General features: G+C 71.1%; 15 protein-coding genes and 1 pseudogene. 12 read left to right on the plus strand and 4 right to left on the minus strand.

All coding sequences use genetic code 11. The features are described from left to right. Nucleotides 1-35 precede the first annotated feature (35 nt). From AC5WRT_RS29585 to AC5WRT_RS29600, 4 genes are read left to right on the plus strand one after another with little or no spacing between them, the layout of a single operon-like run. Entirely contained in the window at nucleotides 36-1289 is a 1254-nt protein-coding gene (locus AC5WRT_RS29585) for an ATP-grasp domain-containing protein (protein WP_496097175.1), read from the plus strand. Nucleotides 1290-1294: 5 nt separating this feature from the next. Beyond that, nucleotides 1295-2536 carry an MFS transporter gene (locus tag AC5WRT_RS29590; protein ID WP_496097174.1) on the plus strand — a complete coding sequence of 414 codons (1242 nt, stop codon included), beginning with the start codon at nucleotides 1295-1297 and terminating at the stop codon, nucleotides 2534-2536. Next, the gene (locus AC5WRT_RS29595; protein WP_496097173.1) at nucleotides 2533-3750 is read left to right on the plus strand and encodes an ATP-grasp domain-containing protein; all 1218 of its coding nucleotides are present in this window, start codon (nucleotides 2533-2535) and stop codon (nucleotides 3748-3750) included. The genes AC5WRT_RS29590 and AC5WRT_RS29595 overlap by 4 nt, the downstream gene beginning before the upstream one ends. Before the next feature lie 8 nt (nucleotides 3751-3758). Continuing rightward, nucleotides 3759-5159, plus strand: coding sequence for a hypothetical protein (locus tag AC5WRT_RS29600; RefSeq protein WP_496097172.1), 1401 nt, complete (start codon nucleotides 3759-3761; stop codon nucleotides 5157-5159). Between the two features lie 71 nt (nucleotides 5160-5230). On the opposite strand, the gene AC5WRT_RS29605 is transcribed toward AC5WRT_RS29600, so the two are convergent. Beyond that, a complete protein-coding gene (locus tag AC5WRT_RS29605) occupies nucleotides 5231-5908 on the minus strand; it encodes a response regulator transcription factor (protein ID WP_496097171.1) in 678 nt (225 codons plus the stop codon). Between the two features lie 293 nt (nucleotides 5909-6201). On the opposite strand from AC5WRT_RS29605, the gene AC5WRT_RS29610 reads away from it, so the two are divergent. Next, nucleotides 6202-8988 (plus strand): AAA family ATPase, encoded by a 2787-nt coding sequence (locus AC5WRT_RS29610; protein WP_496100788.1) that lies wholly within the window; start codon nucleotides 6202-6204, stop codon nucleotides 8986-8988. 117 nt (nucleotides 8989-9105) lie between these two features. Here the strand turns inward: AC5WRT_RS29610 and AC5WRT_RS29615 are convergent, their stop codons facing one another. Together AC5WRT_RS29615 and AC5WRT_RS29620 are read right to left on the minus strand one after the other, a co-directional pair. Further along, nucleotides 9106-9396: a class I SAM-dependent methyltransferase gene (locus AC5WRT_RS29615; RefSeq protein ID WP_496097169.1), complete on the minus strand. Its 291-nt coding sequence runs from the start codon at nucleotides 9394-9396 to the stop codon at nucleotides 9106-9108. A 28-nt stretch (nucleotides 9397-9424) separates the two neighbouring features. Continuing rightward, nucleotides 9425-10006 (minus strand): class I SAM-dependent methyltransferase, encoded by a 582-nt coding sequence (locus AC5WRT_RS29620; protein WP_496097168.1) that lies wholly within the window; start codon nucleotides 10004-10006, stop codon nucleotides 9425-9427. Nucleotides 10007-10517: 511 nt separating this feature from the next. On the opposite strand from AC5WRT_RS29620, the gene AC5WRT_RS29625 reads away from it, so the two are divergent. The 5 genes and pseudogenes from AC5WRT_RS29625 to AC5WRT_RS29645 all read left to right on the plus strand — a co-directional run bounded on the left by AC5WRT_RS29625 (nucleotide 10518) and on the right by AC5WRT_RS29645 (nucleotide 15809). Continuing rightward, a complete protein-coding gene (locus AC5WRT_RS29625) occupies nucleotides 10518-11168 on the plus strand; it encodes a hypothetical protein (RefSeq protein WP_496097167.1) in 651 nt (216 codons plus the stop codon). Between the two features lie 542 nt (nucleotides 11169-11710). Next, nucleotides 11711-12521, plus strand: a pseudogene (locus AC5WRT_RS29630) (L-lactate permease). A gap of 836 nt (nucleotides 12522-13357) precedes the next feature. Next, nucleotides 13358-14557 carry a sensor histidine kinase gene (locus AC5WRT_RS29635; protein ID WP_496097166.1) on the plus strand — a complete coding sequence of 400 codons (1200 nt, stop codon included), beginning with the start codon at nucleotides 13358-13360 and terminating at the stop codon, nucleotides 14555-14557. Between the two features lie 81 nt (nucleotides 14558-14638). Then, nucleotides 14639-15442, plus strand: a complete 804-nt coding sequence (locus AC5WRT_RS29640) for a LytR/AlgR family response regulator transcription factor (RefSeq protein ID WP_496100789.1) — start codon at nucleotides 14639-14641, stop codon at nucleotides 15440-15442. Further along, a complete protein-coding gene (locus AC5WRT_RS29645; RefSeq protein WP_496097164.1) occupies nucleotides 15435-15809 on the plus strand; it encodes a hypothetical protein in 375 nt (124 codons plus the stop codon). Before AC5WRT_RS29640 ends, AC5WRT_RS29645 begins: the two co-directional genes overlap by 8 nt. A gap of 17 nt (nucleotides 15810-15826) precedes the next feature. On the opposite strand, the gene AC5WRT_RS29650 is transcribed toward AC5WRT_RS29645, so the two are convergent. Further along, nucleotides 15827-16318, minus strand: a complete 492-nt coding sequence (locus tag AC5WRT_RS29650) for a transposase (RefSeq protein WP_496097163.1) — start codon at nucleotides 16316-16318, stop codon at nucleotides 15827-15829. Between the two features lie 650 nt (nucleotides 16319-16968). Here AC5WRT_RS29650 and AC5WRT_RS29655 point away from each other — a divergent pair. Together AC5WRT_RS29655 and AC5WRT_RS29660 are read left to right on the plus strand one after the other, a co-directional pair. Beyond that, on the plus strand, nucleotides 16969-18534 hold the full coding sequence (locus tag AC5WRT_RS29655; RefSeq protein WP_496097162.1) for a sodium/solute symporter: 1566 nt from the start codon (nucleotides 16969-16971) through the stop codon (nucleotides 18532-18534). 293 nt (nucleotides 18535-18827) lie between these two features. Beyond that, nucleotides 18828-19463 carry an acetate uptake transporter gene (locus tag AC5WRT_RS29660; RefSeq protein ID WP_496097161.1) on the plus strand — a complete coding sequence of 212 codons (636 nt, stop codon included), beginning with the start codon at nucleotides 18828-18830 and terminating at the stop codon, nucleotides 19461-19463. Nucleotides 19464-19511: the final 48 nt, after the last annotated feature.

Raw genomic sequence — 19511 nt, forward strand, 5'->3', positions numbered from 1 at the left:
CCCTCCGCACTGCACGAGAAGCCACAAGGAGCATCATGACCAGCCCGCTGAGCGGAACACCCGCTGTCGTCCTCATGGACCCTGTAGGGCCGAGCATGGGTTACAAACCGCAGGTGGCCGAGCGCAGGATGGCCGTGATCTCTGTCTACACGATGCCCCGCGAGCACGTCCACACCCGGTGGCCCGACCACGCGGTGGGCGACACGGTCAGCCTCTACGCGACGGAGCTCGACGAGATCCGGGCGCAACTCGCCGAGCTGGGCGCCGACATCCGCGCCGTGGTGCCGGCCTCCGACGTGGCCGTGGACAAGGCGGACACACTCGCCGAAGAGCTTGGTCTGCCCGGCAACGGCGCGCGGCTCGCCCTCGCCCGCCGGGACAAGTACGTGATGCGGGAGACCGCCGCCCGGGCGGGGGTTCGCGTCCCCCGGTACGTGCTCGTCGACAACGTGGCCGACATCGCCCGTGCCGCGCAGGCCGTGGGCTTTCCCGCCTTCGTCAAGCCGACGACCGGGGGCTCGTCGCACGGCGTCCGGCTGCTGAGCCGGCCCCAGGACGCCGAGGACCTCTCGTCGCTCCCACGGATCGACCACTTCGGACGGCCGGTCAAGGGCTGGCTGGTCGAGCAGTACGTGCGCGGCCGGGAGCTGGGCGTGAACCTCTTCTCGTACGACGGCGCACACCACGTGGTGGACATCTGGGAGTACCGGCAACCCGACGACCGCGACTACTCGTTCCCCTACTGGGACTGGGCGCAGATAGCCCAGGACGACCCCGACTGGCAGACCGCCGTCGACTACGTGCGGCAGGTGCTCGACGCGTTCGGTGTGCGTATCGGCCCCAGCCACACCGAGATCAAGATGTCCGCCGGTGACGCCTACCTCATCGAACTGGGTGCCCGTCTGCCCGCATACCCCATGGTCGACGCGTGGATCGCCCGCAGCGATCTCGACCCGCACCGCCAGACTCTGGCCTGCCGGCTGGGCGAGGTGCCGAAGATCGCGACGACGCCGGTGAGGTTCGACGGCTTCAGCGGCGCCAACGCCATTCGCCACGACGGGCCGGCCGGTCGTCTGGTGGAGATCCGTGGGCTCGACCGGGTGAAGCGGCTGCCCGGCGTGGACAAGCTGGTGGTGGGCTACCAGGCGGGCGACACGCTGCCGACGACCGGCAGCATCCGGACGGTTCCGGTCAAGGTGAGTGTGTCCGCGCCGGACCACCCGGCACTGCTCCAGCGACTGGCTGCGGTCCGCGACACCGTGCAGTTGGTGACGGAACCGGTCCGCTGATCCCGATGAAGTTCTTCGCTGCGTACCGGGAACTCCTCTCTCTGCCGAAATTCGGCTCCTCTCTGCTGGCGGCTGCCGCGGGCAAGCTCAGGCCCGGGATGTCGTCGCTGGCGCTTCTGCTCGGGGTCGCGCACTACCGGGGCCTCAGTCAGGCGGCCGTGGTGGTCTCGGTGTCCGCGCTGGCCGGAGCGACCCTTCCGCTGCGGGGCAGGCTCATGGACCGCCACGGCTACACCCGGGGCATGGGGCCGGCGCTCGCGGCGTACCTGTGCGCGCTGACCGTCCTGGTTCTGAACGAACGCGCACACGGACCCTTCGCCACCACACTGTTCGCCGTGTTCGTCGCCGGGGTGTCGGCTCCCCCCATCCAGATCGTGACCCGGCTGATGTGGCGCGAGATGACCACGGGCGCGCTGCGCACCACCGTCCTGTCTCTCGACACCATGCTGGCCGACCTGGGGTTCATCGTGGGGCCGACCGCCGCAGCCTTCCTTGTGGTGGTCGTGGCGCCGTGGGCCGGTCTGGTCGCCTCCGCGCTGCTGTGCATCATCGCCACCCTTCTGCTGCTCTCGCGCGGACTGCCGCACCGGCCCAAGGCCGCACAGTCCGCGGAACACCACTGGCTGGGCCCTCTCCGCAACCATGTACTGCGCAGGATGATGGCGGCGGCGATGTCCTTCTTCCTCGCGGTCAGGGCCATCGAGTTGGCCCTTCCCGCCTGGGCCCAGCAGCACGATGCGCCGCTGATGAGCGGAGTCCTCCTCAGCTGTATGTCGTTGGGCAGCGTGACCGGCGGCCTCGTCCTGGGAGCGTTGCCGGCGAGATGGTCGGTCAAGGCCACGTTGCCGGTCACACTGGCCGTACTGTGCCTGGGGACCCTCCTGGTGGCGGCGGCCAGCCTCACCTGGACGGCGGTCCTGGTCGTGGCGGCGGCGTTCATGGGCTTCGCGCTGGGGCCCAGTTTCGTGGCCCTGTGGGCGACGGCCGGCGATCTGTCCCCGGCGCACATGTCTGCGGAAACCCTGGCGTGGATCAGTTCGTTCATGTCGTTGGGCGGAGCCGCCGGGGCAGCGGCCGGCAGTCTCGTCGCCCACACACTCGGGCCGGGTGCGCTGCTGGTCCTCGCGGCCGTGTTCCTCGCCGTCGGATCCGGGCTGGCGCACCTGGCCGTCAAGGCCGGACCGGTGGCGTCGGAACAGGCGCCGGACATCGAAGTCCATCGCGCGGTGAAGGCGGGGGAGCAGTGACTCGTCAACGGGTGGCCCTTCTGAGCCATGTCGGTTACGACACCTACCGCCACGATGACGGCAGCCCCTTCTTCCCTCCGGACGAATTCGACATCACCCTGCTTGCACGCCCCCGCGACATAGCCCGGTTGGCTCCCGGGCAGGTGAGCCGCTCCATCCCCGTGGACATCGACGCCTCTGCCGAGCTCGCGCTGTCGCTGCCCGCACTGGCCGGTGACCTCGCATGCGACTGGGTGGTGGCGACCCAGGAGCGGCTGCTGCTGCCGGCGGCGCTTCTGCGCGAGGCCATCGGCGCTGCGGGTATGGGAACGCGGCACACGCTGCTGCTCCGCGACAAGGTCGCGATGAAGCGCCACTTCTCGGCGCACGGCATCCGGGTTCCGGAGTTCACGGAGATCTCCGAACCCATCCAGGCCCGAGAGCTGCTCGACAAGTTCGGCCGCATCGTCATCAAGCCCGTCCGCGGTGCCGGGTCCTCGGACGTGCACATGGTCCATGACCAGAACGAGTTGGCCGCCCTGCAGCGGCAGGGGCTCGCGGGCACGGACCGGTACGAGGCGGAGGAGTTCATTTCGGGCCGCCAGTTCCATATCGACAGCGCCGTCGGCAACGGCGTGCCGGTCGCCGTCTCCGTCTCGCAGTACCTGGACTCGCACGAGACGTTTCCGCTGAACGGGCAGATCCGGTCGCACACCCTCGACGACGGGCCGGATCTTCAACTGCTCCTGGCGTTCAACCGCGCGGTGCTCGGGTGCATCCCCTGGTTCAGCGGCGCCGCACACCTCGAGGCCTTCCTCGACGACCGCGGCCGGCCGGTGTTCTGCGAGTTGGGCGGCCGCCCCGGGGGCGCTGGAATCGAAGCCGCGTTCCGGTATCGCCATGGCATTTCGCTGCTCTACTCCTGCGTCCTGCCGCAGATCGGCCGCAACGTCCCGGACAGCAGCGAGCACGTGCGCACGGATCAGCCGGCGACGGGCTGGTCCATGATGTACCCGCCGACGCTCGGCCGCTTCCATGGGTACGACGCGCTTCCGCAGGCCGACTGGCTGCTTCAGCTCACGACGCCGTACCGGCCGGGTGACCTCGTCGGGCGGCCCAGGCGATCGACGGACGCGATCGCGGTCGCGACCGTCTGCGGCAGAGACGCACGCGAAGTCGTCGATCGGCTCGCTGAGGTCAAGAGCGAGATCATCGTGTCCATCACGGCTGAGTGAGGGTGAACGTGACGGTGGAGAACCTGACGGCAGACCAGGTCACCAGCGAGTATCTGAGGCGATGCCGCGCCGACGAACGACTGCGGTCGGTGATGTCGACCAGCCGCATACCGGCGTCATTCCAGAAGGCGCACGATCTTCTGCCCAGACCGCTCTTTGCCGACCGGAAGGCGATGGACGCGCTGGGTGCCGACGTCAGGAACATTTTCGACATCATCGTGTCCCTGCCCGAGCGGTTGTTCGGCGGCGACCTCGGTGAGTACTGCTCCGCGATCGGGATCGATGATCGGTGCGCCGCGCTGATCAGCCGGTCGCGTCATGCCGAGCCTCCGCGGTCCGGCCGTGCTGACCTGCATCGAGAAGGGTCGAACTTCAAACTTCTCGAGTTCAACGTGAACACCGGGCTCGGCGGCGCAGACATGGTCGAGGTGCAGCGGGCTCTGATGGCGACGGAGCCGTTCGCCGGGTTCGCAAGGGAGTTCGGCCTCGATTACACCGACACCATGGCGGCGAGAGCCGAGCTCCTTCGCGATGCGGCCGCGACGGTGTCGGAAGGCCGGGAGCCCGTCATCGCCGCCGTAGAGGCGGATGGGAGAATCGCGGGCTGGGCGGACAGTTTCAGATCCATTCAGCTCTCGCTGGCGAGATACGGCATACAACTTGCCTTTGGAGAGCTCGGCCGACTGAAACACAAGAACGACCGAATATACCTCGACGGCAGGCCGGTCGATCTCATGCTGCGATATTTCATGCTCGATCACTTGATCGATGACTCTGGCGCACGGGCGGCGTACGACATGGTGTGTCGCGTGCATGAGCAAGGTAAGCTCGTCCTGCACACGCCGCCCACGAGCCATCTTTTCAACGACAAGGCCACGTTGGCCCTGTTGTCTGACCACAGGCATCGGAATTCATTCTCCGGGACAGAGCAAGAGCTGATCGATCGCATGGTTCCGTGGACGCGGCACCTGCGGGAAGGCTGGACCCGCTTCGACGGCGAACGGGTCGATATCATGAGCTTCTCGATCGAGCGTCGGCAAGAGCTGATCCTCAAACCGGGAGCAGGTTTCTCGGGTATCGGCGTCGTGGCGGGCTGGGAGACCGAAAGGCGCGAGTGGGCGGAACTGCTGCGCCGCAGCGTCGGCGGGCCGTTCATCATCCAACAACGCGTGAACCCCACGCCCGAATACGTTGTCGACCCCTACAGCGGGAGAATGCAGCGCATCCTGCCGGCGTGGGGAATTTTCTTCTCGGAGAACGGCTATGACGGAGGGTTCGTCCGGGCTGCCCCTTACGGTGACGGCGCAGTAGGTGTTTCCCCCGCCCGCCCGAGGACGTCGATCACCGGTGCGCCGGGAACGCGAAGAACTGCCTTGTTCACCTGTCAGGGCCCAGGGGGCCGTGTATAGGGGGCACGGACACGGGGCTCCCGGGGCGGAGCAGGCACCCGAAGCGGCACCACGCTCTGCCCCGGCCCGGCTCAGATGTAGCCCTCCCTGACGGCATGGGCCACGGCATGGGCACGGTTGCGCAGATGCAGCCGTGCCGTCAGCCCGTGGATGATGTTCTTGACGGTGCGTTCGGAGTACGACATCTTGCTCGCGATCTGCGCGGTGTCGAAGCCCTCGGCGACCAGCCGCAAGACATCCGCCTCGCGCGGTGTGAGCACCGAGGCGGCCGCGCCAGGGCGCCCGGAGACGCTGCGGTGCAGGGAGCCCACCTGGTTGATGAGCCGTCCGAGCAGGTCCGCGGGCAGGTCGCCGTCACCGCGGGCGGCGGCGCGCACGGCCTGCTCCAGGCGGGAGGCGACCGCCTCGTGGCGCCACACGATGGCGGCGATGCCGCACTCGATCACATCGAGGAGGTCGCTCTCGCACAGCGTGCCCACCACGAGGACGGTGCGGGCACCTGTGCGCCCCACCTTGCGCAACCGCGTGAGGGTGGCCTCGTCCAGCGTGTCACTGATGAGGAGCGCCACCGTGCCGGGGCCGGCGGCCGATTCGTCCCGCACGTCCAGCTCCGGGCAGCGGCGCAGCTGGGCAATTGCTCCCTCCCGCGAGATCGGGTCCGGGGCGTGCACCGCCACGGGTATCCGAGCCGGCGGCACGGCGGTGCCGCCTGCCGTACCGGCGTGTGTCGTCCGGATTGAGTTGAGCACCCTGACTCCTGTTCGCGAGCCCGCCACTTCTGTGGGGCCAGAGGCGGGCGGACAGCGTCCAGCCTCATGTGACGCTCGTGAACAGAGCAATCGTGGAGCACCACGGCACGGACCACGAGATCGGCCGGCCGACACCACGACAGTGGGAACGTGATGGCGTAAGCGACATTCCGGTTCCCTCGCACAGATGCGTGATCACGGTGGGGCTTCTCACGGTGCCGGTCACGGCACCGATGTCCGATGCACCTCGTCCTGGTGGATGAGGACGCTCAAGTCCACGCGAGGAGGCAGGGATGTCACGACCGGCATGCGCAGTACAGGAAGCGGCACGGCTGCTGGCCACCGCGACCGAGCGTGCTGGTGCGGGCACCGGGCGTCTGGTCCTGCTGCGCGGTGCCACCGGCACCGGACGCACCACGGTCCTGGAGGCCGCCGCCCAGGACGCCGCCGCCCACGGCATGCGGGTGCTGCGCGCTCGCTGCTCCGCCGGCGACTCCGCCATTCGCTTCGCCGTGGTCCAGCAACTGCTCGGCTCCGTACCCGCCTTCACCGATCTGGCATGGGACGGCGATGAACGGGCGATCGTCGCCGGCCTGTGGCGGGTGCTGCGCTCATGCGCCGAGCAGTCACCGCTGCTGATCACCGTGGATGATGTGCACCTGGCCGACCCGGCGTCCCGCCGCTTAATGGTGGAGTCCGCCCGGCTCGTGGACCGGCTGCCGATCGTCCTGGCGGCCACCGAGCGCAGCCAGTACGACATCGACCCGCCCGCGCAGGGCCTCGCCCACAGCCTCGCCCCCGCCCTGGTCACCACCCACAGCCTGACTCCGCTGTCCCACAACTCGGCTGCTGCAGTGATCCGCTCGGCATTCCCGGACGCCGACGACTCCTGGGTCGAGGACTGCGTACGAGCCACCGCGGGCAACCCGCTGCTGCTGCGCGCCCTGCTGGACGACCTCTCCGGCGGCGGCCACCCGGCCGTGCCGGACACCTCGGCCGCGCTGTACCCGGGAGCGTTTCCGGCGGCCGTGCAGTGGTGGCTGGATTGCGCCGGGCCGGGCACCGCGGAGGTGGCGCGGGCCCTGGCCGTCCTGGACGAGGGCTGGGACCACAGACCCGTCCCCGGTGCGGGGTTTTCCGCCCGCCACGTCCCCTCACTCCTCGCCGAGCTCTCCGGCGCCGACCCGGCCAGGGTCGCGGGCTGGATCACCGCGATGACCGGCCTGGGACTTCTGCGCCCCGACGACACGGGCCGCGCCCGCTACGCCCATCCCCTGCTGCGGGATGCGGTGCTCACCGGTGTGCTCGCGGCCCGGCGGCGCGCCGCGCACCGGAAGACCGCCGAGGCGATGCTGCACCGCGGTGTCTCCAGCGATCTCGTCGCCCGGCAGTTGCTGCTCGCCGACGCGGTGGACGCACCCTGGGCGCTGCCGGTGCTTCAGGACGCCGCCGCACTGGCGATGCGTGCGGGGCACACCGAGGACGCGGTGGCCTTCCTGCGCCGTGCTCTGGACGAACCCCTCTCCGGCGAGGGCAGGCAACGCCTGTTGACTGAACTGGGCTCCCTGGAGTACGCGATGTCCGGCTCCTCGGCCGCGATCCTCAGGCTCACCGAGGCACTGCGCCTACCGGGGCCGCCGCAGGAACGGGTGCGCGCCGCGGTCGCCCTCGGGACGGCGCTGACCGGTCGCGGCCTGGCCCGCGCGGGGGTCGAGGTGGTGCGCTCTCAGTACGACGCGCTCGCCGACCGCCCCGACCTGGTGCGCATCCTGTGCCAGGCGTCCCTGCAGCTGTCCGACAAGGATCAACTGGTGCGGCAGAAGGCGCACAAGCGGCTGGCCGAGGTCGCCGACCGCTCGCCGGAGTCGATCGGCACGGCCGGTCACGCCTTCCTGCTGAAATACGCAGTCGCGGCAGGCCGGTGCTCGGCGAGCGAGGCGATGCTGCGCCTGCGCCGTCTGCTGGCCGAACCGGCCGACCCGCTCTCCGAGCCGTACCTGCTGGGGACGGCCGCCGCGATCGCCCAGTGGGCCGATGAACTCGACGAGGCCGAACGGCTGGTGGAACGCGGTCTGGCCGGGCAGCGCCCCGACGTCCTGCACCCCATGCACGAGGCGCTGCTCAACACTCGTATGGACGTCGTCGGGGCACGGGCCGACTACGCGCGTCTCCTGGCCGACCCGCCGCCGGCCGCCGCGGCACCGACCAACGCCCATGCCCACACGCTGACGGCACTCGTGGAGACGGGCCGCGTCGCCGAGGCGGAACGCCTGGCCGATGCTTTCGACTTGCGGGCGGCACCGGAGTCCTGGGAGCTGAACCGATTTCTCTACGCCCGCGGGAAGCTGCGCGCCGCGAACGGTGACCTGGCGGGGGCCCTGCACGACTTTTTGGAGTGCGGGCGCCGCCAGTCGGCCCGGGAGGTGCTCAGCCCGGTGGTCACCCCGTGGCGCACGGCCGCCGCCGAGTGCCATCTGGCCCTGGGCGTCCCCCGGGAGGCGCTCGCCCTGGCCGAGGAGGAGCTGCGCCTGGCCCGCGTGTGGAACACGCCCCGCACGGTGGGGCGGGCACTGTGCGTCCTCGGCACCGCGACCGGCGGGCGCCGTGGTCTGGAGCTGGCCCAGGAGGCGGTGCGGCTGCTGCGCGGCGGCCCGGCGGGGCCGGAGCTGGTGGCGGCACTGGTGGCTCTGGGCCGCCGGCTGACTTCGGCGGGCGAGTCGTCCCGCGCCCGCGACATCCTGCGGGAGGCGGCCGGACTCGCCGAACACCTGGGCGCGGTACGGCTGCGGAGCCTGGCGGAGGAGGCACTGCGTGCGGGGGGCGCGCGTCGTCCGGCGACACGGACCGGTGTCGCCTCGCTCACCGACAGTGAGCGCCGCATCGCCGAACTGGCTGCGGGGGGACGCACCAACGCGGAGATCGCGGACTTGCTGCATCTGGCCCGCCGTACTGTAGAGACCCACTTGACCCACAGCTACCGCAAGTTGGGCATCCGGCGACGCAGCGCCTTGAGCACAGCACTCACGGGGCGCGAGGCTGCGAGCGGATCCCTGGGCGGCGGCCGGGAAGACACTCGGTGACCCATGCGGATACGGGCACGACAGACGGGGGCTCGGCGGCTGCGTCGGACCCCCACGCCTCGCTCGGCGAAAGACGAGGACGCGCCCCCTGGAACCGGCCTCCGGAGCCTGGACGCGCTACGGCGCAGGCCCGGGGTATCGGGTCGCGGCGCGCTGGTGCTGGGCGGAGGCGGCGTCCACGGCGGTGACGTCTGCGCCCCGGGCGGCGAGGCGGGCGGCGTGCCGGCCAAGGCCGCTGCCGAGGTCGAGAACGCGCAGCCCGGCCACGTCGCCGGAGACCTCGATGCCGCAGCCGGTGCCGGGGATGCCCCGATCCCGCCGGTCCAGCTGGGGCAGCTCAAGTCCTCGCGCGAGTCGGTGGGTTCCGTAGGTGTTCCAGGTTGCGATGGTGTCCTGGTCGGTGGTCACTGGTTCTCCATCAGGCGCGGGGCTGGGGTCAGGGGCGCAGGGCGTAGCAGCGCAGGACGTCGAGGTCGGCGGTGGGGACGGCGGACCGTCCCGCGGTGAGGAGTTCGGCCTGGGCGGGGGTGATGCCGAGGTCCTGCAAGGGGTCGGTGGCGGGGCGGCGTCCGGCGAGCTCGGTGACCACCCAGAAGGTCCCGCCGGGGGCGAGGAGGCGGCGGACGCGGTCGAGGAAGGCGGCCTTGTCGTCGATCCACCGGTAGACGAGGCGGCAGGTGATGACCGCGTACGCCGGCTCCGGCAGGGCGCTGGGGTCGTCGGTGGTGATGTCCATGCACCGCCAGGTCGGCGCGGGCCCGGGCCGGGTGTTGTGGGCGGCGGCAAGTGCGATGGCGCTCGGGGAGCAGTCGATGCGGGTCGTGCGGTAGCCGAGGTCGGCGAGGTGTCGGGTGAGCGAGCCGTCGCCGCAGCCGACGTCGAGGGCAGGGCGGTCGCGGCTGGTGCCGAGATGGCTTTCGAGCAGCCGGTTCTCGGTGTCGTCGAACTGTCGGTAGCGGCGGCCCTGGGACCAGAGCGGCTCCGAGTAGGTTGCGGCCGCGGTCGACGCGGTGGTCATGAAGGGGCTCCTTTGCGGGCGGGTGGCACGGTCGCGGGGGCGGGCATGGATCCCTCGGACTCCCGCTCTGTCGGCCTGGCATACCCGGTTGCGCACGGACGCGCGGTCGGCCTGCTTGGCCAGTTCGACGTCGAACTGGGCACCTGCGAGGAGGGCGACCCCGGCATCGGCTCCAAGCGGCACCGGTTGTTGTGGTACGAGCTGACCGAAGGGCGCGTCACACCGACCGAGAGGTGTCTACACGCACCCGTCACGCCCAGTGCGGCGATGGCTTCTCAGGTATTCACACGCTCTCCCGACAGCATGTGCTCGGGCTCCCACGGGCCTCACTGGTTGAGGGCGATACTGCCCTCGGCGTGGTTGCCGTCGAAGCACTCGGCGAGGGAGGGCAGCGGCGTCACACCCTGTTCGCCCGCGCGCTCGATCACGTGCTCAGCGGAGATCACGGCTCGCAGTCCTCGCACGGCGGGGTAAGGGCGGCCGTGTCGGACGGAGGTGCCAGACTCCCTCCATGAAGATCACCGAAGCGATCCACGAGATCTTGAAGGCCAACTACCAGCCGCCGTTCCTCTGGGGGGCCGACGAACCGGGTGCCGAGGACCGGGCGGGCTACCAGGGCGAGCTCGTCCTGGCCGGGCAGCTCCGGGTGCACGGCGACCTCGCGATGTGCGGGCTCGGGGCCTCGGAGTACTTCACTTTCGACGACATCCCGCACGGCCTGCACGACGTGTACTTGGCCTACGACTGGCACGACGAGTTGGGCGCCTTCGTCACGGCGGTCGCCCTGATCGCCGGCGGGACCACGCCGGAGGCGCTGGTGAGCGGGAGTTGGGAGGACGCGGCGGATGATGTCAACGACCTGAGCGAGGGCGCCTCGGCGATCTACTCCAGCACTCCGGACAGCTGGGGCATCGCCGGGGCCCTCAACCTGACCGCCGGAGAGCCCGGATACGCGGACGCGCTGGCGCGGGTCGGAGCCGAGTTCGCGGCGCAGCGGGCCGCCGGCTCCCGGACCCCCTTGATCGACGTGGTCGTCAACCCGACGAACGGCGCCAACACGCTGGTCTTCCCCACCATCGCCCACAACTCGAACAGCATCCTGGTCGGCCACGACGTGAGCGGGACGGGCGTCGGGATCATCTGGTCCGACTTCGAGGGTTGAACCCGGACACTGCGTCACGCGCAACCGGGCGCCGATGTCTTCGACAGTCGCCGCCTTCCGCGTGGCCGTGCCAGTCAAGTGAGCAGCTGCCCGGCACCCGGGTGCCCCATGGCACCACGAGTGCTGACGACCTCGTGCACGGTTGGCCGTCGCTCGGCGCACCGGTGGATGTGGTCGGAGAACTCATACCTGAGGTGGGGCCGTTGTGGCACGATCCGCATCACGCTCGGCTCGCGGTTGGACTGCGGCAGCGGGCGGTAGGAGCCGAAGCGAAGCACAGGTTCGCTTCGCCGTCCGCCTGTTGGCGATCCTGGTCAATCTGCGCCATGGCACCGCGATGAGGTGGGGTCGGTACTGGACCTGGCGCAGACCCCGCCGCAGGGCGCGCACCTGTGGTGTGGCTTGCTCGGACGGAGGCCGGTCAGGCAGCTTCGTAGTCGCGGCCAAGGGCCCTGGCTCACATCACGCTCGGGTCGGGGACGCTGCCTCCCGCCGGACAGGCACTCCCCTCGGTGGCTGCTCGGCGGGGACCGGGCAGCCGGATGACGCTCGCCTGCTTTGCGGCAGCGTGCCGCCGATCTGATCGCCTCACACGTTGGCCCGGGCTGCACATCGTCAAGCCGAACGGCGACCCCGTCGCCACCACCTTCAAGCTCAACCACTCCTCGGCGGCCGGGAGTCTGCTGCTGATAGCCGGCCTGATCAGCATGATGCTGATCCAGGTCAACCCGCGCCGCGCCCTGCGCGCCCACGGACGCACCCTGGACCAGCTGAAGTTCGCGGTGCTCACCGTCATGCTGGTGATAGGGCTCGGTTACATCATACGAGTCCGGTGAGACCACCACGCTGGGTCTGTGGGCGGCCGGTGCCGGCGGGGCCTTCGCCTTCCTCTCACCGATCCTCGGCTGGCTGGGCGTTGCCGTCACCGGCTCCGACACCTCCTCCAACTCACTGTTCGGCGCCCTCCAGATCACCGCTGCCCACCAGGCCGGCCTGTCGCCCACCCTCATGGCCGCCGCCAACTCCTCCGGTGGCGTGCTCGGCAAGATGATCTCCCCGCAGAATCTCGCCATCGCCGCCGCCGCGGTCGGTTTCGAGGGCCGCGAGGGCATCCTCTTCCGCCGGGTCATCGTGTGGAGCGTGGTCTTCATGCTGTTCATGTGCGTGCTGGTCTACCTGCAGAGCACCACACGTCGGCCACCCCCTGACAGGAGCGTGCACCACGGCACCGTACGCGCCGAAACATCCCGTCCACCGGGATGCCCACGCGTCCTTCCCGCGCGCCTCGGCAGGTCGCCGAGGAAGACGAGTCGCCGGCTGCCCTGGACCCAAGTACGGCATGCGGCCCGGTAGCGCCTGTGGCGCAGAACCCATGACGTCCTCTGGCGAGCAGGGGGGCGTGCGGCTCGAAAGCCGCGGCGCCGAGGCCCGGGACCGCAAGGGGCGATCCGGGACGCATCTCCCGTCTGGACATACGCCGCCGAGACCGGCTCGCCGGAGTGCTCCACGAGTACCGGCACGCCGCCTGACCCGGTCGGACGAGATATTCGGCAGCCGCACCGCCGGCTCCGGTGACCTGCGCGTGACCAGATGGATCCATGACCACCGCGTGGATCTCGATCACGCCCCGGTCCGCCACCGTCCGCAGCGAAACGTCCTGATCAGGGGCCCGAGCCCGGGTTTTCACGCGGGACAGGCGCTGGAGGGCGTGGGGTGGAACAGGCCGGTCCCCTCCCCGCCGGCCCTGTCGGCGGGGAGGGAAAGCAAGCCCGGTGGCAGCCGGACAGAGCGGTCGGCGACCGTGGGAAGCCGGCTGCGGCAGGGACGTTCTTGTAGGTGCCGGTGGACCAGAGCGCGCCCCCGCTGCTGCTGGAGATGACGAAGGTGCCGTCTCTCAGCATGGCCGGCGCCATACCGGTGCTGGACAGGCTGTGGCCGGGGATTGAGGAGCCGTCCCGGTTGCATCGGGGTGCCCGTGGCCGTCGACGGCGGCTCGTGCACGGGGTCAGGGGTGCTGCCGCCCGGCCTCGGCCGTTCACGGCACTGACCGCGGAGGCACTGGGGCCGGAAGCGACGGAAACTCCGTCGGCACACGGGCACGGCCCTGCTCCGGGCCGCCGCGATGCCGCTGACGAGTCTGCCACGGCCTGACTCGTCCGTCGCCGCTCCCCGCGACTACCGTGTCCGCCATGACGGGCATATTCCGGCACCGGCGGTGGCTGCGGCGGCACGTCGGTTTCGACGGGCGGGCGGGGCAGGCGGCCTTCGAAGCCTTGCACCGGGCCTCTCTCGCGGCGCCGGCGTTGCGCGGCGGGCTCACCGAGGCGTCGGCCGGTGCGGCCGCCCGGCATCTGCGTGAACTGCTGGGCGTCCCGGCGCTGGCCATCACGGACACCGAGCGTGTCCTCGCCTGGGACGGCGCCAGGAAGCACCACGGCACGGCGGCGGTGGATCTGGCCGCCGGCGTGCTGGCAGGCGGCGGGGCGGCCGTACTCAAGGCCGACCGGGTGTGGTGTGGCGAGACGCGCTGCGAGCTCCGGGAGGCCGTCGTGGCGCCGTTGGTGGTGGAGGACCGGGTGGAGGGCGCGCTGCTCGCCCACGCCCCCGGCGTGTCGGCGGGCCTGGTCCGCGCGACCGGTGAGGTGGCCCGCTGGACGTCCGGGCAGTTGGAACTCGCGGAGCTGCACCGCTCCCGCACCCGCCTGGTGGAGGCAGAGCTGCGGGCACTGCGCGCGCAGATCTCCCCGCACTTCGCGTGCAACGCGCTGACCGCGATCGCCTCGCTCGTGCGCACGGATCCGGAGCGCGCCCGCGAACTGCTGCTGGACTTCGCCGACTTCACGCGCTATTCCTTCCGGCGCCACGGCGAGTTCACCACGCTGGCGGAGGAGTTCCGTTCGATCGGCCAGTACCTGGTCCTGGAGCAGGCCCGCTTCGGTGACCGGCTGCGCGTCGACGTCCAGGCGGCCGTGGAGGTGCTGCCGGTCGCGGTGCCGTTCCTGTGCGTGCAGCCGCTGGTGGAGAACGCCGTCCGGCATGGCTTCGAGGGCCGGACCGGCCCCGGAAGGATCACGGTGCTCGCCTGGGACGCGGGCGCCGAGGCGCACATCACCGTGGAGGACGACGGAGTCGGCATGGATCCCGAGGACCTGCGGCGCATTCTGGCCGCGGGCGGGGCCTCCTCTGCCACCGGCTCGGGTGGCGTCGGACTGGGGAACGTCGACGCCAGGCTGCGGCAGGTGTACGGGGACGCGTACGGGCTGGTGGTGGAGACCGCGCCCGGAGCGGGCACCAAGGTACGGATCCGGGTGCCCAAGTATCGGGCGGGGGTGACGGCCGCGGCGGGAGGCGGGGAACAGCCCGGCGAAGGCCTCGGCGCGCTCAAGTGAGCGCAGCCCCGTCGTGGATGTGGCGCATGCCACAGCTGTCGGGAGATTGACCCGCTGTGCGGGAAATGGACACACTCACGCATGCTGAGCATCCTGGTGGCCGACGACGAACCCCATGCCCTGGAGGAACTCGTCTACCTGCTCGGACTGAATCCGGGCGTCGGTCCTGTGGAGTCCGCGGCGGACGGCGCCGCCGCGCTGCTGGCGCTGGACCGCGCGCTTCGGGAGAACAGGTCCGTGGACGCGATCTTCCTCGACGTGCGCATGCCTGGTCTGGACGGGCTGGAGGTGGCCAGGGTCCTGTCCCGCTTCGCCGCCCCGCCGCCGGTGGTGTTCGTCACCGCGTACGACGACTTCGCGGTGCACGCCTTCGAAGTGCGGGCCCTGGACTACCTGCTCAAGCCGGTGCGCGCCCAGCGGCTCGCCGAAACCGTCCGGCGCATAGCCGAGCGGCAGGCGGATCCGGCCCCCGCGACTCCGGAACCCGCCGCCCCGCCCCCGGCCGAGCGGCTCGCACACACCGACGACGAGACCATAGCTGTCGAACTTTCCGGTGTGACACGGTTCGTCCGGCGCTCCGAGGTGCGGCACGTGGAGGCGTGCGGCGACTACGTACGTCTGTACCTCGCATCCGGCAGCTGTCTGTTGCGGGTGCCGCTGTCCAGCCTGGAGGACCAGTGGCAGGACGCCGGATTCGTGCGGGTACACCGCCGCCACCTCGTCGCCACCGGTCACATCGAGGAACTGCTGGCGGACTCCGGACGGTTGTCGGTTCGTGTGGCCGGCGCCGTCCTGCCGGTCAGCCGCCGCAGCAGCCGCAGGTTGCGGGAGCTGCTGCTGGCCCCGTCCGGCCCGCCGAGGGGAAGAGGCGCCGCTGATGGGTGAGCCGTCCCAGCGTGTGACCGTCACCCATCCGCGCACCCGCGCCGCCCGGCCCGGCCGAGGGAACGCAGCGGTGCGCGACGTGCACGAACAGACCCCGCTCGGCGAGGTGTACGTCAAGGCGCTGATGCACACCCAACTCCGGCTGGCGCTGCTGGTGTGCGGCGCGGTCTGCCTGCCGTTGGCCTCTCTGCCGCTGCTGCTCGGACACGTGTGGGCGTCGCACGGTGCACGGCTGTGGGGTGTCGGCCTGCCCTGGCTGGTCCTGGGGCTGCCGGTCTACGTGCTGTTGGTGACCGCCGGGCTCTGCTACGTGCGCCGGGCCGAGCGGCACGAACGCGACTTCGTCGAGCACGTCCACCGCTCATGAGTTTCCTGAGTCGACCTCTATGCCGCCGGAGGCTCGTCGGCGGGCGTGTTGATCGCGCTGGTGGCTTGGTGGACGGCGGGGCCGTAGGGGGTGCCGTCGCGCCGACAGGCCCGCATCACGCGGAGCCGGGCGCGGGCCAGGACGCGGATGGCGCGGGGGTGTCGTTCTCCGCGGGCCCGGGCGTCGACGTAGATCTTGGCGGCCCAGTCGCCGCCGTGGCGGCTGTTGTCGGCGAAGGTGGGCAGGGCGACGCGAGCTCTGCGGTTGGTCGCGAAGCGGAAGGAGACCGTACGGGATTTGCCCGAGGTGCGGGTGACGGGCACGACGCCCGCTTCGCCGGTGAGCTGCTCGCAGGCCGGGGCACCTTCCAGGATCGGGCCGGTCCCGTCGGTGACACGGCCGAGGCTGACCTTGCCGATGCGCGGCACGGCGGCGAACAGCGGTGCGCAAGGACGGGTCGCGGTTGCTTCGGTGATGGCCTTGTCCAGGGTACGGATCGTGGTGCGCATGCCTTGGACCAGCTGGAGCTGGACACGCACGAGCTGTTCGACGGCCGTCTCGCTGAGGCGGGAGGCCGCCTTCGGAGCGGCGCGCAGGCGTTCGATGAGGAAGATGCCGGACTTCTTGCCGCAGCAGCCAGGGCGCTTGCAGGGCCCCAGCGCGCCCGCACGGCGTGGGAGGCGTTCGGATGCACCGGTACGACCGGGTGTCCGACGGTCAGCAGCCGACCGACGGCCGGGCCCCCGGTGGTCTCGATGGCCACGGGCAGGACGGCCGGGGCGCCGTGCATGCGGGGCCTCGCGGGGTCTTGGCGAACCCTTCCTCGGTCTCGGCCAGTTCCCACCAGTCGATGCGCTTGCCGGTCGCGTCCATGACCGTCACGTCGTGCTTTCGGTCGCCCAGCCCCATCCGATGCACACGTGCGGCGTAGTCCCACGTCGTCCGGGGAGCACCTGCCCGGTGGTGCGGCCGTGAGCAGCGACCACGTCGGTCGGCACTCTTGGGGGCGTGTCCCCGAAGCCGATCGGACGGCCTCGTCCCGGCGGGGCCGGCGGAACTCGTGCAGGCCGTCGGACGGCGCGTACTACAGGCCATGCACCCACCGGGACCGAGAGGCCACAACCCCACCCATGGGAGCTGCAGAAAGGATGGTCCTCCGATGAGCACAGCGGAGAACCTGACCGCCGTCCTGCTGGTCGTCGCCCTGACGGTGGCCGTCGGCGGCTACGGCCTGAAGTCGCGCTCCACCCCGGACTTCTACGTCGCCTCCCGCACCGTCTCGCCGCTGCGCAACGCGGCCGCGGTCAGCGGCGAATACCTCTCGGCCGCCTCCTATCTGGGCATCGCCGGACTGCTGGTGGCCTACGGCAGCACGATGCTCTGGTACGGCATCGGATACACGGCCGGCTACCTGGTGCTCCTTGTCCTGGTGGCGGCGCCGCTGCGCAGGTCGGGGGCCTACACCGTCTCCGACTTCGCCGAGGCACGCCTGGGTTCACTGGCGGTGCGGCGGACGGCCACCGCCTTCGTGGTGCTCATCGGGTGGCTCTACCAGGTGCCGCAGTTGCAGGGCGCGGGACTGGCCCTGCACGCGGCCCTCGGGGCGCCGACCTGGTCGGGAGCCGTGCTGGTGACGGCCGTGGTACTGATGAGCGTGATCGCTGGGGGCATGCGCAGCGTCACCCTAGTCCAGGCCGTCCAGTTCTGGCTGAAGCTCGCCGCGCTCGCCGTCCCGGCGATCGTCCTGCTGCTCGTCTGGCACGGTGTCTGGCAACCGTCCGGCAGCCTGCGCCCGGCACCCGCGCCGGCCGCCCGCACGGTGGCGGACCAGAGCGGCGGGCAGGCACTCTACGGCGTGTACTCCCTGATGGTGGCCACCTTCCTGGGGGCGATGGGCCTGCCACACGTCATCGCCCGCTTCTACACCAACCCCGACGGCCGCGCGGCCCGCCGTACGACGGTGGGCGTCCTCGGTCTGCTGGGCGCGTTCTACCTGCTGCCCGAGGTCTACGGCGGGCTCGGGCGGCTCTACGCGCCCAGCCTGGCCGCAGCCGACCGGGCGGACGCCGTGGTCCTGCTGCTGCCCGGACGGCTGGTGCCGGGCGCCGCGGGTCAGCTGCTGACGGCACTGGTGGTTGCCGGCGCCTTCGCGGCCTTTCTGTCGACCTGCTCGGGACTGGCCCTGTCGGTGGCCGCCGTGCTCTCGCAGGACCTTCTCGGCGGGGACGTGCGCGGCTTTCGCCGGGCCTCCACGCTGGCCGTGCTCGCTCCCTGCGCCATCGCGCTGCTGCTGTCGGAGAGTGGGGTTTCCGTGGCCCACGAGGTCGGGCTGATCTTCTCGGTGGCCGCCTCCACGTTCTGTCCGCTGCTGGTGCTGGGCATCTGGTGGCGGCGGCTGACCCCGGCCGGAGCCGTCGCCGGGATGCTGGTCGGCGGCGGACTGTCGGGGGCCGCGCTGACGCTCACTCTGCTGGGCGCGGACGGGCCGGGCTGGGCCGGCGTCCTCCTCGCCGAGCCCGCGGCCTGGAGCGTGCCGGTGGCGTTCCTGACCATGGTGGGCGTGTCCCTGGCCACGCCCGGCAGCGTGCCCGCGGGGACCTCCGTGATGCTGGCCCGACTGCATCTGCCGGAGGCGCTGGACGCGGGTACGGCCGGCCGCTCGGCGGTGGGGGGCGACCGTTCGTCCCGCACCCCCGTCCGTCCGTCGCGCGACGGACGCCACTGACCGACAAGTCCCGTATCAGGACTCCCCGACGCGGCGCGGGTGCCGCACAGTAACCGGCCAGAGCGAGACAACACGGAACGGCCGGCCGCCAAGCCGTGCTCCCGGACCGGGAGCGGCAGTCGGACGTCCCGCGGCCTCCCCCTGAGGACGCGTGCGATCTCCCGGCCCCGACCCCGGGCCGGACCGCCGCCACCCCGCACCCTGCACCGTCTGCCGTCGCCCGCGCCTGCGGACGACGCACCCTCCCGTCCCAGGACCGTGCCGAGCAGGCACCCCGACCCAAGGACCGCGCCATGACTCAGACCCCCACGCCCGCCGCTTCCCAGGAGCAGGCCCCTGCCGCGCCCGAGGCGCCCCGCCCGCAGGTCGCCGACCCCGGGCCCCTGGGGCTGGCGGCGTTCGCCCTCACCACCTTCGTGCTCTCCGTCTTCAACGCCGGCCTGATCAAGGACGCGTCGCTGGAGGCCGTGGTGCTGCCGCTCGCCCTGTGGTACGGCGGCATCGCCCAGGTCCTCGCCGGCATGTGGGAGTTCCGCAAGAACAACACCTTCGGCGCGCTGGCGTTCACCTCCTACGGTTCCTTCTGGCTGTCCTTCGCGGCCTACGTCCAGTTCGTCGCCCCGAAGCTGCCGACGGCCCACGCCTACCAGGCCACCGGCGTGTTCCTGCTCGCCTGGACGATCTTCACCGTCTACATGACGGTCGTCACCACCCGGATCAGCGGCCTGCTGCTCGCCGTGTTCGCGGTGCTGTCGGTGACCTTCGTGCTGCTCACCGCCGGAGAACTGGGGCAGCAGACGGAGCTGAGCCACGCGGGCGGCTGGGCGGGCCTGCTCACCGCGCTGCTTGCCTGGTACGGCTCGTTCGCCGGGGTGGCCAACGCCGCCTGGAAGAACCGGTCCCTGCCGACATGGCCGTTCCAGGCCTGATCCGTCACCTGCCGACCGCCCGACGACCACCGAGGGAGTCACCATGAC

The organism is Streptomyces sp. NTD91, from assembly GCF_059510455.1.